Here is a 13,922-nt window from a genome sequence, read left to right on the forward strand (position 1 = left end):
TCCAACCCTCCTATTCTGCCGATACCTTTCAGAAGAGATATTATCTAGCGGAGACAGATAATGCAGACACCTTCCGTTTTCCCCAAAGGCGCGCTGCAGACGGAAAACGGAACGGAATTCACGGTCTATTCCCGGCACGCCTCCCAGATCGATCTTTGTCTTTTCGATACGGCCGGGGAAAAAGAGATGGCGCGCCTGCCAATGGTGCGCGGCGAAGGCGACATTCACGGATTGATCGTCTCCGACGCTGGTCCGGGTACGCGTTACGGCTTTCGCGCTCACGGTATTTATTCGCCCGAACATGGCCTGTGGTTCGATCCCGCAAAGTTGCTGCTCGACCCCTATGCCACGGAGATAGACCGTTCCTTCCGGCATGATCCAGCCCTTTTTGCCTTTGGTCAGGAAACGGGCCACATCGTGCCCAAGGCAATTCTTGCCAGCCATGAGCCGCTCAAGCGCCAACCCCCGCTTTTCACCGAAGGTGGGCTGATTTACGAACTTTCCGTGAAGTCCTTTTCACAGCTGCATCCCGAGGTGCCGGAAGACATCCGGGGCACCGTCGCCGCGCTCGCCCATCCCGCCATCCTCGCCCACCTGAAAAAAATCGGCGTCGACGCGGTGGAGCTGATGCCGATTACCGCGTGGATCGACGAGCGTCACCTGCCGCCTCTCGGCCTTTCCAATGCCTGGGGCTATAATCCCGTCGGCTTCATGGCGCTTGATCCGCGACTCTGTCCCGGTGGCGTGCGGGAACTGCGCGAGACGGTTGCAGCGCTGCATGCGCAGGGCATCGGCGTCATTCTCGATCTGGTCTTCAACCACACGGGTGAAAGCGATATTGAAGGATCGGTTCTGTCGCTGCGCGGGCTCGATAATCTCACCGCCTTTCGTCACCCGCCGGGCAAACCGGGGGTTCTGGTCAACGATACCGGCACCGGCAACACGGTCGCCTGCGACCATCCCTATATCCGCCAGCTCATCATCGATTCTCTCAGACATTTCGTTCTGAGTGCCGGCGTGGACGGTTTCCGCTTTGATCTGGCCCCAGTGCTCGGACGAACGGCCAATGGCTTCGAAATGGCAAGCGAAACGCTCTCGGCCATGCATTCGGACCCGGCGCTTTATGACCGCCTGCTAATCGCCGAACCGTGGGATATCGGCCCCGGCGGTTACCAGCTCGGCAATTTTCCGGAAAGCTTCCTCGAATGGAACGATCGCGCCCGCGATGACATGCGCCGGTTCTGGCGCGAGGACGCCGGCACGACCGGGGCGCTGGCCGATGCGCTTTCCGGTTCCTCGCCGATCTTTTCCCGCCATGGCCGCCAGAACACCCGCAGCGTCAATTTTCTCGCTGCCCATGACGGTTTCACCCTGTACGATCTCGTCAGCCACGAACATAAGCACAATGAGAAAAACGGCGAGAGCAATCGCGACGGCCACAATGACAACCATTCCTGGAACAATGGTTTTGAGGGACTGACAGACGATCCCGTCATTAGAGCCACGCGTATTGCAGATGTGAAGGCGCTGCTTTCCACGCTTTTCGTCACTCGCGGCGCCCTGATGCTCACGGCGGGCGACGAGGGCGGCCGCAGCCAGCAAGGCAACAACAACGCCTATTGCCAGGACAATGAGATAAGCTGGGTCGACTGGTCATCGCTTTCCCGCGAATTGATCGACCATACGGCCTTTCTCGCTTCATTGCGCAAACGTTTCGATGTGTTTTCGGGGACAGGCTTCTTCTCAGGCCATGGCGATGTGACATGGCTCGCCCCCGCCGGCGAGCCGATGACGACGGCAGACTGGGAAAGGCCAATTGCGCAGGCTTTTGCCATGGTGCTTTCCACCCTCGACCGGGAAACTGGTGCCGACGCTGAACTTGCCGTGCTGATAAACCGCAGCCGTGAGATCGTGCCTTTCACCCTGCCGGGCGATGGCTGGTCCGCCATCGGCACGGATTTCGGTAACCCCGCCTTCCTTCCAGCCCGTTCGGTGGTGTTTTATCTGCGCGGTTGATCCCGTCGCGTCACGAGCCGTATAAGTCGCGGGAGACAATGCGGACGAGGTAACATGACAAAAGAAATTGCGCTGGCCGAGATGAAAAACCACGTTGGCACAGAAATGGGCGTTTCCGACTGGATCACGGTAGACCAGACGATGATCGACAGCTTCGCAAAAGCAACACTGGATGACCAGTTCATCCACACAGACCCGGAACGCGCCAAAGCGGAAAGTCCCTTTGGCGGCACCATTGCACATGGGTTCCTGACGCTGTCTCTGCTTTCGGCCCTGAATTACGACGCCCTGCCGCGCATTCGCGAGCAGACCATGGGCATCAATTACGGCTTTGACGCCATTCGTTTCGTCGCTCCGGTCAAAAGCGGTGCTCGCGTGCGCGGCCGTTTCACCCTGGCTGAGACGCGCTTTCGCGGAGCCTCCATGCTGATGACCACCTACGATGTGACGGTGGAAATCGAAAACGAAAAAAAGCCGGCGCTAACCGCGCGCTGGACCACCATCAGCCAGTTTAATCCGGAGGACAGGCCGGAGGACGCCTGAAACCCACGAGGGAGAGACCGCATGCATGACGAAGCCGTGAGGAATGCGTTTCTCGTTCAGGCAAGAGCCTGCGACAGCCTCGGCTCTCCCTTCACGGCACGGCTTTGCCGCGCCATGGCAACAAGGCTCGACCGCCAGACAGAGGTCGGCGAGCGAATTTTGTCCTGGTCCGGCGATGTCGGCCCATCCGGAGATTCCGTACCGCTACGGCTGGCCGGCGCCCTGCATGCGCTTGCCATAGAGGAAAAGATCGCGCCGCTCGCCGATATTCCGCCGGAAAACGAAGAAGCGCTCTGGCAGGCATGTGCAAACGCCCTGCGTTTTCATTCCGCCTTCATCCTCGAAAGGTTGCAATCACCGCCGCAGACCAACGAGGTTCGCCGTTCTGCCGTTCTGCTGCCTGGCTTTCTTTCGATTGCGAAAATGACGGGCAAGCCGCTGGTGCTTTCCGAAGTCGGAGCCAGCGCTGGCCTCAACCTGCAATTTGACCGTTACCGATATCGCCTCGGCGATCTCGTCTGGGGTGAACAATCCGATGTTTTCCTGTCACCGGAGTGGCGCGGCGACACCCCCGCCCATGAGCGGATCGACGTTATCGAGCGCGCCGGCTGCGATATCAACCCACTCGATCCGTCATCCGCGGAAGATCGTCTGCGGCTGATGTCCTATGTCTGGGCCGACCAGACGGACAGGCTCGAACGAACGGCCGCCGCCCTGCGCATAGCGATGGAACACGCTCTGCATGTCGAGAAGGCCGACGCTGTCGACTGGCTGCAACGCCGCCTTGCCACGCAATATCCGGGCGCTGCCCATGTCATCTATCATTCCGTCGCATGGCAATATCTGCCCGATGACCTGAAACAGGCCGGCGAGACTGTGATTGCCGAGGCCGGCGCCCGCGCCACGCCGGACGCCCCGCTTGCCCGGCTGCAAATGGAAGCGGATGCGACGCCCGGCGGTGCTGCAATGACGCTTCAAATCTGGCCGGGCGGCGAAAAGCAGGAAATCGGCCGCGCCGATTTCCATGGGCGATGGGTGGAATGGCGGGGTTGGACAGAGAGTTAAACCGCCACGTCCTCAGCCGCCTCCTGCAGCAGCCCGCCGACATAGGTCGCGAATGAGCGCCAGCACTCCACCCGGAATGTGTCATCCCCCGTGCGCAGCAGGACCACTTCCGCCTTGCCGAAAATAGTGCGTGAGCAGCCACCTACCGGGAACCTTGCAAGAGAAAGGTCCTGCGGGCAGCCGGCATTGAGAGCTGCTTCCGCGCCAGCGCCGGAAACGATGATGGCGGTGTTGCGGTGGGAAATATCAGTTGCCGAAAACAGGCCGGAAACGCCGGCAAGCGCCACCATGAGATCGCTTTCGCCCTGATCGATCACCAGCCATTCATCCGGGCCGAGCCACAGAGCGGATCGCAGACCAGAGGTGACCGAGCTTTTCGGGCTGGTCGGCAGGGCAAGACCGAGCGCTTCGGACAGCGCCGGCACGGCGCTCTCGCGTGCCCGCAGCGAAAACCGCGAGGCAGAAGCCGCAGGCTTCAGCGATACAAAGGGCGAACCGCCGTGAAAATCCTCAAGCACGGATTTGCGTTTTGCGTGCAGCATATCAGCCATTGAGACGGGCTCCTTCCTTGTCGAGGAAGACCATGTCGGTCACTTCGACGGCAATGGTTTTATCGGCAAGCGGAATATAGAGCGTTTCGCCCATGCGCGCCCTGCCATCCGCCACCAAGGCGAAAGCAATGGAATGGCCGAGATTTTCCGACCAATAGGCTGAAGTGACGTGGCCGAGCATGGTCATTGGCTTTGGCTGGTTCGGATCGGCAACGATCTGACCGCCCTCGTCCGGAACGGTCAGCCGGTCCTTCGTCTTCAGGCCGACAAGCTGTTTGCGGCCGGAGCGCGTTAGATCGGGGCGTTTCAGACCGCGAATACCGACGAAATCCGTTTTCTTTTTGGAGACAGCCCAGGCAAGCCCGGCATCATCGGGCGTCACGGTGCCGTCCGTATCCTGCCCGACGATGATATAGCCCTTTTCGGCACGCAGGATATGCATTGTCTCGGTACCATAGAGGCAGCCGCCGACGGCTTCCGCCCTCTCCCGGATTGCAGACCAGACTGCTGCGCCGTAATCGGCAGGCACATTGATTTCGAAACCGAGTTCGCCGGTGAAGGAAACGCGGAAAAGCCGCGTCGGCACGCCGCAGAACTTGCCTTCCGCCACCGCCATATGCGGGAAGGCCTCCGGCGAAAGGTCGATACCCTCGACGAAAGGCGCGATAACCTCGCGCGCCTTCGGCCCCTGCACGGCAATCACGGCCCATTGTTCGGTTGCCGATGTCAGCCAGACATTGAGATCGGGGAATTCGGTCTGGAGATAGTCCTCCATGTGCTGGAGAACGCGCGGCGCGCCGCCCGTCGTCGTCGTCACGTGGAAACGGTCTTCGGCCAGGCGCCCAACAACGCCGTCATCGTAAACGAAGCCGTCTTCGCGGGTCATGATGCCATAACGGCAGCGGCCGGGTTTCAACGTATCCCAGGCATTGGTGTAGATGAGGTTCAGGAACTTCGCCGCATCCGGGCCAACTACCTCGATTTTGCCGAGGGTGGAGGCATCAAACACGCCAACGCTCTCACGAACCGTCTTGCATTCACGGTTGATCGCTTCATGCATGTCCTCGCCAGCCCGCGGGAAGAACCAGGCACGCTTCCAGTTGCCGACATCCTCGAATACCGCACCAGCCGCCAGCTCTTCGTCGTGCATCGGCGTCTTGCGCGCGGGATCAAACAGCGCGCCGCGCGAATGATTGATAAGCGTGCCGAAGGTAACCGGCGTATAGGGCTGGCGGAAGGTGGTGAGACCGACTTTGGGCAAATCCCGGCCGAGCGCTTCCGATGCAATGGCAAGGCCATGCATGTTCGACATCTTGCCCTGGTCGGACGCCATGCCATTGGTGGTGAAGCGCTTGATATGCTCGACCGAATGCATGCCCTCGCGCACGGCAAGGCGAATATCCTTGGCGCAGACATCGTGCTGGAAATCGATGAAAGCCTTGACGCCGGTGCCCTCGCCTGCACCCTCCGCCGCACCAATCATGCCGCCTGTCCAGGCCCGGGCGTTTTCGCCGGAAAACGCCACCGCGCCGCCACCCGCAGCCGCGGCCTCGGCGATCAGCGCCGAAAGATCATCCGTGCCATTGCAGGCGCCGAGGGAGACGCAGTTCTGCACATGGATGTCAGGCAGGAAACGCTGGTTAGCCGCGTCAAACTTCAGCTTGCCGCGCGATTGCGAGAACAGATGCACTGAAGGCGTCCAGCCAGCGGAGACAACAAGCGCGTCGATGGCGATCTTGCGCTTGTTCGACCCGCCATTGCGGCCGACCGTCATGGAAGATACGCGCAGGCGGCCGGCGGTGTTGTAAACGCTGTGACCCGCCAGCACCTCGATGCCGAGCGCCCGGGCCTCGTCCAGCAGACGCTGGTCCGGATTTTCGCGGCAATCGACGATGGCGGCGATCTTCACCCCGGCCTTCTTCAGATCAAAGGCAGTCTCATAGGCGGAATCATGAGCGGTGTAGACACCGACATTGTGGCCCACGGCGACGCCGTAATGGTTCAGATAGGTGCGGGCGGCCGAAGCCAGCATGATGCCAGGCCGGTCATTGTTGGCGAAGACCATGTGGCGCTCGATCGCACCGGCCGCCAGCACGACCTTTTTGGCGCGGACCTGCCAAAGGCGCTCGCGCGGCTGATGTTTGGCCGGCGTCGCGAGATGATCGGTGACGCGTTCGGCGAGCGCGACAAAATTGTGGTTGTAGTAACCAAAGGCGGTCGTGCGCGTCAGAACCCGCACATTGGGCAGGGACTTCAGCTCGGCAAAAACCTTCTGCGCCCATTCATAACCGGGCAGGCCGTCGATGACCGCGCCGGCATCGAAACGCAGGGCTCCGCCGACGTCCGCATTCTCATCCACCAGAATGACGCTGGCGCCAGTTTTCGCGGCAGAAAGCGCAGCTGTGAGACCGGCGACACCAGCGCCGGCCACCAGCACGTCGCAATGGGCATAACGTCCGGAATAATGATCCGCATCCGGCTCGCTCGGCGCCTTGCCGAGGCCGGCGGCGCGGCGGATCAGCGGTTCGTAAATCTTGTGCCAGGCGGCCTTCGGCCACATGAACGTCTTGTAGTAGAAACCGGCCGCGAACATCGGCGACAGAAGATCGTTGATGGCGCTCAGATCGAAGGACAGTGACGGGAAACGGTTCTGCGAGGCGATAATCGCGCCGTCGAAGACTTCCTGCACCGTGGCGCGCACGTTGGGCTGCTTGCGCAGGCTGTCGCGCGACACGTCTATCAGCGCATTCGGCTCCTCCGGCCCGGCGGACAGGAAACCACGCGGACGGTGGTATTTGAACGAGCGGCCGATCAGATGCACGCCATTGGCCAGAAGGGCTGACGCGACGGTGTCGCCCTCCAGCGCCGGATAGATCTTGCCGTCAAAGGTAAAGCGCGCGGTTCTCGCCGGCGTGAGACGGCCTGCGCCCTTGATACGATAATCGCCGCTCATTGCCCGGCTCCCTTTTCTGCCGAAAGGACCGTTTCAATATCGGGTTTCGGTTCACCCGCCTTGTAGGTCGTCAGGAATCTGTCGCTCACCGAATCGCGGGCGGCGTTGAAAAAGCGGCCGCAGCCGTGAATGTGACGCCAGCGCTCGAAAACGAGGCCCTTGTCGTTGTCGCGGATGAAGAAATATTCCGCAAAGGCCTCGTCGGAAATATCGGCGATGTTTTCCGGCCGGGCGATATGGGCTTCGCCCGCCCAGCGGAATTCCAGTTCGGAACGGTCTTCCCCGCAATAGGGGCAATGGATCAGAAGCATCGTCGCTCCACCTAGAGAGAATTTTCCGGAAGCGCTGTTCCGGCGGGTTGGTCACACAGCCGCTTCCCCATGGCTACAAAAGGGGAAAGCCGCTTTAAAAGCTGCTCAAAATTATCGAAGGGGCGCAACGCCGAGGCCCGGCCCATATTGACGATGGCGACCGCCATCATGTCGGTGTCGATCGCGAAGGGATAATCCTGCTCGCCATCCTCATTCTCTCCGACAAAATAAACCATCTTGTCTGCGAGGCTGGGAGCACACAAAAGCAGGCCTTTTTCCGCCGTGAAGGGCCAGTCTTTCTCACCCTGCATCTTCGCAATCTTCTGGCTGCGAAAATCCTCAGCCCCGGGAATAACGCTACCGGCGGGCACGGCCTCGGCCGCGCCTGATATATTGATCGCAAGCATGGCCGCCGCCAGCATCAATGCGCCACCGCGGCAGCGGCAGCCTCATCAATCAGGCGGCCGGTGCGGAACCGGTCAAGCGTCAGCCCGGCCGCCAGACGATGCGGTTCACCGCGGGCGATGAGATGCGCGAAGAGATTGGCCGAACCCGGCGTCGCCTTGAAGCCGCCCGTGCCCCAGCCGCAATTGACGAAGAGGTTTGGCACGGGCGTCACGCTCTGGATGGCGGAACGATCAGGCGTGTTATCGGTGATGCCACCCCACTGACGCATCATCTTCACACGGCGGAAGATCGGAAACAGCTCGCAGATGGCGTCCAGCGTGTGGGTGATGATCTGGAGACCACCGGTCTGCGAATAGGAATTATACTGGTCCGTACCCGCACCGATGACCAGCTCACCCTTGTCGGATTGCGAAATATAGGCGTGCACCGTGTTGGACATGACGACGCAGGGGAAGATCGGCTTCAGCGGCTCCGACACCAGCGCCTGCAGCGGGTTTGAATTGAGGGGAACGCGCACGTCAGCCATTTTCATGATGACCGAGGAATGACCGGCGGCAGAAACGCCGATTTTCTTCGCACCGATGAAACCGCGATTGGTCTCCACACCCGTCACCGCTCCGTCCGGCCCGCGGCGAATGCCCGTAACCTCGCAATTCTGGATGATGTGCACGCCGCGGTCGGAGGCCGCACGCGCATAGCCCCAGGCCACGGCGTCATGGCGAGCCGTGCCGCCGCGGCGCTGAAGGGCTGCGCCATTGATCGGGTAACGCGCATTGCCGGATATGTCGAGCGGCGGACAGTACGCCTTTGCCTGCTCCGGCGTCAGCCACTCATTGTCGATGCCATAAAGACGGTTGGCATTGATATGACGGCTGAAGGACTGCCGGTCATGGATATTGTGCGACAGCATCATCACGCCGCGCGCAGAATACATGACGTTATAATTGAGATCCTGGCTCAAGCCTTCCCATAGCTTCAGGGAATGCTCGTAAATATCCATGCTCTCTTCATAGAGATAATTGGAGCGGATGATGGTGGTGTTGCGGCCGGTATTGCCGCCGCCGAGCCAGCCTTTTTCCAGAACCGCGACATTGGTAATGCCGTGTTCCTTGGCAAGATAATATGCCGCTCCGAGACCGTGGCCGCCCCCGCCAATGATGATGACATCATAGTCCTTGCGCGGCTCAGGTGAGGCCCATTGCGCATCCCAGCCCTTATGACCCCTGAGCGCCTCACGCGCCACGGCAAAAACGGAATATTTGCGCATTCGCAATCTGCTCCTCGAGAACCGGCCAGAGGCCTGGAACATAGCCCCGGCCCGTATCATACACATGGCAAATCGGGATGGGAGGCAATATCCATTTTGCGACGCGGCAATGGTTTTGTTTCGACATGGCCGAAAGATTGCGGGACGGCGCGCATTTTGTGGCTGAATATGCGCTACCGGCTGGACTTGCTGCAAATGATCTGTTATTGCACGTCACCAATCGCCCGGCTCAACAGCCGGATGAACCACTTTTTGTTTGCGTGCGAATGCCTTTATTCACACAGCAAGATAACCAAACTAAAGGAACGGGTTTAACGTGCAGGTACTAGTCCGCGACAATAACGTTGATCAGGCGCTCCGCGCCCTGAAGAAAAAGATGCAGCGCGAAGGCATTTTCCGTGAAATGAAGATGCGTGATTATTACGAAAAGCCCTCCCAGAAGCGCGCTCGCGAAAAGGCTGAAGCCGTTCGCCGCGTTCGCAAGCTGGCACGCAAGCGTGCACAGCGCGAAGGTCTGGTTGCTGGCCCCCGCGCAGGCCGTTAATAGGCCGTCTTTTGGACGTTTTTGAATGCTTGTTGGGCGGGGGCGATCAATTCGCCGCCGCTCTTTGTGTTTGTGGCCGGAGAACGCTCTTGAAAACGACCGTGAGACCGGCCTGCGAGGGAACCCACACCGAATGATCGCTGTCGACACCTGTGTTGTGAAAAACGCCGATGCCTCCACGCGCCGGTTGCCATTAAAAAACAACAGAGGGTTCCGCGCTTCTCTGGTCGTCTGCGCCGTGCTTGCCGGTCTTTCCGGCTGCGCGACATCCAACCAGACGGAAGATGTGTTCAGGATCGACCGCGCACAGGGCTCGCAGGAAAACATCGCCTCGCTCACCTCGGTCATCAACGCCAATCCGCAGGATCCTGAGGGTTACAACGTCCGCGGCTCGGCCTACGGCCGCGCCGGCGATTCGCGCCGCGCCATCGAAGATTTCAACAAGGCGCTGCAGCTCAACCCGCGCTTTTACCAGGCCTATGCCAACCGCGCGCTGGTTTACCGCAATAGCGGCCAGCAGCAGCAGGCCCTTCAGGACTACAACGCCGCCCTGCAGATCAATCCGAGCTACGATGTGGCGCTGATCGGTCGCGGCAATCTTTACCGGCAGTCCGGACGCGTCAACGAAGCCTTCAACGATTTCTCCCGCGCCATCGAGCTGGAAACCACAGACGGTCGCGCCTGGCACAATCGCGGCCTGATCTACCAGCTGCGTAACCAGCATGCCCAGGCCATCGAGGACTTCTCCAAGGCAATCTCGTTGTCATCGACGTCACCGGAGCCCTATAACGGTCGCGGCCTTTCCTACGTCGCGCTCAATGACGACGAAAACGCCTTCGCGGATTTCAACCACGCCATTTCGCTTGACGGGAATGTGGCGGAATCCTGGGCCAACCAGGCGCTGGTCTATGAGCGACGCGGTGAGATGGCCAAGGCGGCCAAGTCCTATGCGCATGCGGCGCGACTCGATCCCAAATACAAGCCCGCACTGGATGGCGTTGCCCGCACGCGCGGCGCCGCTGGCGCCTCCTAAGGCGTCCGGAACCAATAAAAAAGCCGGCTGGTTTATAATCCGCCGGCTTTTTTAATGAAGAAAAAGAACCATCAATGGCTGTCGCGGCGTGCCTCGGGCGCGGCATCCACCGCCCACAATTCAGCCTGCACGGCGTTTTGAAATTCCATGACCTCGCGGCGCATGGCGGCGTCCTCATAGCCAAGCGCCGTCAGACGGGCGGCCAGTTCACGGCACTCCCTGCGCCAGAAATCATTCGCCTCCACACCATGCAGCCGGTCGAGCATGGTTGCACATCGTTTTACGTCGGCAATGCGGTTCTTTGCCGGAAAGGCGATTACTTCTGAACTCGTCGTCACGCGGGCACCCTGCTCTTCGAGGAATCAATACCGACTTTTTAAAGGCGAGATGGTTAACGAAGTCTGCAGAGCCGGCCGGATGCTCCGCAAGGCCCGCACCGGAGGCGGTTTTAGACTTATCGGAAGCAGGCATCACTGTTGTCTGGCCGACGTCATCGATGCGAATCGGCAGTTACTGAGGAATTTACCAATCAAGATTACCGAAATTTCATGCCGCGGGAGGTAGAAGAAGTATATGTGTGTTGAAACAGCACCGGTCTCATCGTATATTTCCTGCAAAGAAGAAAAATGCCGCAGCGCAGTCAAAAATGGAGAAATCGTTCTCGGGAGGAGAGCAACATGTATGCACCTCGTGTTTTTTTCAGCATGATCGGTGCTTTGCTTGCTTTTGCGGTTGCGACATATTTCATCCACGGCTCCTTCTATACGGCGTTCATTCAGACCCTCATTTGCGCAGTCATTCTGCAAGTCGGTTACTTCGTGGCGATTTTGGTTCTGGTCGCCCGTGAAAAACGCCGGATGCGGGAGACCTTTTCCCGGGACCTCAGCGCTGAAACAATTGCGGCAGACACCGCAAAAAGCGCACCGCCGCATGGGGCGAAGCTGACGGATATGTAAGTTTTTTCGCATCCGCTTTTATTGCATCGCAAAAAATCGCTTGCATCCATATCGCTGACACTTTCTGCTGGCCAAATCCTGAAGGTTCGTCAAAGCAGAAGGACACCCCATGGTGAGCGGTTCACAGCCCATTTGCGTCATCATCGCTGCAAAGAATGCATCTGATACCATCGATATCGCCATTCGTTCCGCCCTTGCGGAGCCAGAGGTCGGCGAAGTCGTGGTGATCGACGATGGTTCCACCGATACAACGAGCGACGTGGCGCATGCGGCGGATGACGGCACGGGCCGCCTGCGGGTGGTGCGATTCGACGTCAACCGCGGGCCATCGGCTGCGCGCAATCATGCCATCTCGATTTCCTCCGCTCCCCTCATCAGCATTCTCGATGCGGACGATTTTTTCTTCCGCGGCCGTTTCGCCGCCATGCTGGCCGATGACGACTGGGACCTCGTGGCCGATAATATCGCCTTCATTCAGCAATCCGTTCCAGGCGCGTCCTCCATGCAGCCGGCCCGCTTCGAGCCCCAGGCGCGGTTTTTGTCGCTGACGGAATTCGTCGAAGGCAATATTTCCAGGCCGGGTGTGGAGCGCGGGGAAACCGGCTTCCTGAAACCGGTGATACGCCGCGCCTTTCTCGACAAACATGCGCTGCGTTATGACGAGGCTCTGCGACTTGGCGAGGATTACGAACTTTACGTGCGCGCGCTGGCGGCCGGCGCGCGCTACAAGGTCATCCGTCATTGCGGTTACGGTGCGATCGTTCGCGGCAACTCGCTGAGTGGCCGCCACCGAACCGAAGATCTCCGTCTTCTCTACGAAGCAGACAGGGCAATTCTCGCCGGTTGCCGGCTCTCGGCAGAGGAAACGGCGATCCTGCGCGAGCACGAGAAACACATCCGCGCCAAATTCGAGCTTCGCCATTTTCTCGATACAAAAAAACAGAAGGGTGTGATCGGAGCGCTGAGCCACGCCCTTGCGCGTCTGCCCGCCCTGCCCGCCATTACACGCGGTATCTGGAGCGACAAGACCGCCCGCTTCCGCAAAGCGGCGCCGGTGCGGGACGTGCGTTATCTGCTGGACGGCACGCCGGTTTCCTAAGGGAAAAGACAACTCACGACAAATCTCTGCCGTCTTCCCCGGGCTTGTCCCCGGGGATTTGCTTATCCTCTAAGCGTTCAGTCGCAGATGCTCGGGACAGACCCAAGCATGGCGATGCGGCAACGGTGTCCTCAAGCAAAAGCCGCAGAAAATTCTCTGCGGCATCCGCTCCTCACCTCTAGAGATAATCCCGCTTCACCGTTTCCAGAACGGCGGCGAAACGCTCCTTGCGTTCTTCCAGTCTGCCATCCGGGCTAAGACGCGGTTCCGCTCGGCTTGCCTGCCAGAGCGCCAGTGTGGAAGGTGCGGCCAGCACCTGCTTGGCGAGCTTCCGCAACGAGCGGGATTGCGTTTCCTGCGGACGCACCATTACATCGCCCTCATGCGCCCGGCCCTCAAGCGCAGAGACGGAATCGGCGGTGACAACGGGGGCGGGCGGTGGGGGGAAGCTCATACCCCAGAAGCGTGAGCCCTTTTTCGCCGCTTCGGCGCGGGTTGAAACCGGTACATAGCGCGGCTGATATTCGACTCCGACGCTGCCCGCCCAATCGCTCCATTTGAAGCTGTTGATCGATGGTGAAGTGCTGACGGCGACCCACGGCACGCGGAAGGCATCGGCAAGGATTGCACCATGCATGGATTCAGCCACGATGAATTCCGATTGGGCAATGGCGCGGATGACCGCTTTTGCCTCGCCGCGCGGGTCGAGATAGGTAAGTCCTGCCGGTTCACAGACGGTTTCCCACATGCCGAATTCCGCCGATTCCCAATGGGGGACGAAAGTCTTCTTGTGGAGCTTCGGCAGCCCTTTGAAATCAGGCATCTCGGTGACCATCACGGCGGGATCGACAATGCCTTTTTCGGGAGCGAGCCCCAACTTGGCGGCAGTTTTTTCGCCGCGCACACAGCGGATATCCCAGAACTCGGTGCTGGTATCCGGCACCGCGCCATAACCATAGCCGCTGCCAATCACCAGCTTGCGCTGCTTGGCGGGCAAAAGAACGACGTTGAGCACCGTTCCGACGCCCACGAGCATGACATCGTCATGCACATCGCGCAGGCCCGGAAGCAGAAAGTCCCACAGCCACAGGTTGAGATCGTCACCGAAATTTCCGTGATGAGATTCCCAGTGGTAAGGTTTCATGAGGTCACTCCTGGGTGAAAAACATATAAATT

At 59.8% G+C, this 13,922-nt stretch carries 14 protein-coding genes; 7 read left to right on the top strand and 7 right to left on the bottom strand.

Going from position 1 to position 13,922, the window contains the following annotated elements:
• The first annotated feature begins 60 nt into the window (after positions 1 to 60).
• Genes glgX through FHW77_RS20985 form a run of 3 tightly spaced genes read left to right on the top strand, consistent with a single transcriptional unit; the run spans position 61 to position 3,624 of the window.
• On the top strand, positions 61 to 2,016 hold the full coding sequence (gene glgX, locus FHW77_RS20975) for a glycogen debranching protein GlgX (RefSeq protein ID WP_044459462.1): 1,956 nt from the start codon (positions 61 to 63) through the stop codon (positions 2,014 to 2,016).
• Positions 2,017 to 2,070: 54 nt separating this feature from the next.
• Positions 2,071 to 2,559, top strand: a complete 489-nt coding sequence (locus tag FHW77_RS20980) for a MaoC family dehydratase (protein WP_004437750.1) — start codon at positions 2,071 to 2,073, stop codon at positions 2,557 to 2,559.
• Positions 2,560 to 2,580: 21 nt separating this feature from the next.
• Complete coding sequence (locus FHW77_RS20985) at positions 2,581 to 3,624, top strand: DUF2332 domain-containing protein (protein ID WP_044459463.1); 1,044 nt, start codon at positions 2,581 to 2,583, stop codon at positions 3,622 to 3,624.
• Here FHW77_RS20985 and FHW77_RS20990 read toward each other — a convergent pair.
• From FHW77_RS20990 to FHW77_RS21010, 5 genes are read right to left on the bottom strand one after another with little or no spacing between them, the layout of a single operon-like run.
• Positions 3,621 to 4,175: a sarcosine oxidase subunit gamma gene (locus tag FHW77_RS20990; RefSeq protein WP_044459464.1), complete on the bottom strand. Its 555-nt coding sequence runs from the start codon at positions 4,173 to 4,175 to the stop codon at positions 3,621 to 3,623. The two genes, FHW77_RS20985 and FHW77_RS20990, sit on opposite strands and share 4 nt — an antisense overlap.
• Entirely contained in the window at positions 4,168 to 7,128 is a 2,961-nt protein-coding gene (locus FHW77_RS20995) for a sarcosine oxidase subunit alpha (RefSeq protein ID WP_044459465.1), read from the bottom strand. The genes FHW77_RS20990 and FHW77_RS20995 overlap by 8 nt, the downstream gene beginning before the upstream one ends.
• Positions 7,125 to 7,439, bottom strand: coding sequence for a sarcosine oxidase subunit delta (locus FHW77_RS21000; RefSeq protein WP_035207567.1), 315 nt, complete (start codon positions 7,437 to 7,439; stop codon positions 7,125 to 7,127). Before FHW77_RS21000 ends, FHW77_RS20995 begins: the two co-directional genes overlap by 4 nt.
• 11 nt (positions 7,440 to 7,450) lie before the next feature.
• A complete protein-coding gene (locus FHW77_RS21005; protein WP_044459466.1) occupies positions 7,451 to 7,861 on the bottom strand; it encodes a hypothetical protein in 411 nt (136 codons plus the stop codon).
• Entirely contained in the window at positions 7,861 to 9,114 is a 1,254-nt protein-coding gene (locus FHW77_RS21010) for a sarcosine oxidase subunit beta family protein (RefSeq protein WP_044459467.1), read from the bottom strand. Before FHW77_RS21010 ends, FHW77_RS21005 begins: the two co-directional genes overlap by 1 nt.
• Positions 9,115 to 9,430: 316 nt before the next feature.
• On the opposite strand from FHW77_RS21010, the gene rpsU reads away from it, so the two are divergent.
• A complete protein-coding gene (gene rpsU / locus FHW77_RS21015; protein WP_003508541.1) occupies positions 9,431 to 9,658 on the top strand; it encodes a 30S ribosomal protein S21 in 228 nt (75 codons plus the stop codon).
• A 133-nt stretch (positions 9,659 to 9,791) separates the two neighbouring features.
• Positions 9,792 to 10,691: a tetratricopeptide repeat protein gene (locus FHW77_RS21020; RefSeq protein ID WP_006698105.1), complete on the top strand. Its 900-nt coding sequence runs from the start codon at positions 9,792 to 9,794 to the stop codon at positions 10,689 to 10,691.
• 71 nt (positions 10,692 to 10,762) lie between these two features.
• Here FHW77_RS21020 and FHW77_RS21025 read toward each other — a convergent pair whose 3' ends face one another.
• A complete protein-coding gene (locus FHW77_RS21025; RefSeq protein WP_004437715.1) occupies positions 10,763 to 11,029 on the bottom strand; it encodes a DUF6074 family protein in 267 nt (88 codons plus the stop codon).
• A gap of 339 nt (positions 11,030 to 11,368) precedes the next feature.
• On the opposite strand from FHW77_RS21025, the gene FHW77_RS21030 reads away from it, so the two are divergent.
• Complete coding sequence (locus FHW77_RS21030) at positions 11,369 to 11,647, top strand: exopolysaccharide production repressor protein (RefSeq protein WP_004437712.1); 279 nt, start codon at positions 11,369 to 11,371, stop codon at positions 11,645 to 11,647.
• Positions 11,648 to 11,756: 109 nt separating this feature from the next.
• Positions 11,757 to 12,746: a glycosyltransferase family 2 protein gene (locus FHW77_RS21035; RefSeq protein WP_044459468.1), complete on the top strand. Its 990-nt coding sequence runs from the start codon at positions 11,757 to 11,759 to the stop codon at positions 12,744 to 12,746.
• Positions 12,747 to 12,924: 178 nt separating this feature from the next.
• Here the strand turns inward: FHW77_RS21035 and FHW77_RS21040 are convergent, their stop codons facing one another.
• Complete coding sequence (locus FHW77_RS21040; protein ID WP_182590682.1) at positions 12,925 to 13,890, bottom strand: polysaccharide pyruvyl transferase family protein; 966 nt, start codon at positions 13,888 to 13,890, stop codon at positions 12,925 to 12,927.
• Between the last annotated feature and the right edge of the window lie 32 nt (positions 13,891 to 13,922).

Source organism: Agrobacterium sp. RC10-4-1 (assembly GCF_014138475.1).
In the GTDB taxonomy this organism is placed as follows: domain Bacteria; phylum Pseudomonadota; class Alphaproteobacteria; order Rhizobiales; family Rhizobiaceae; genus Agrobacterium; species Agrobacterium pusense.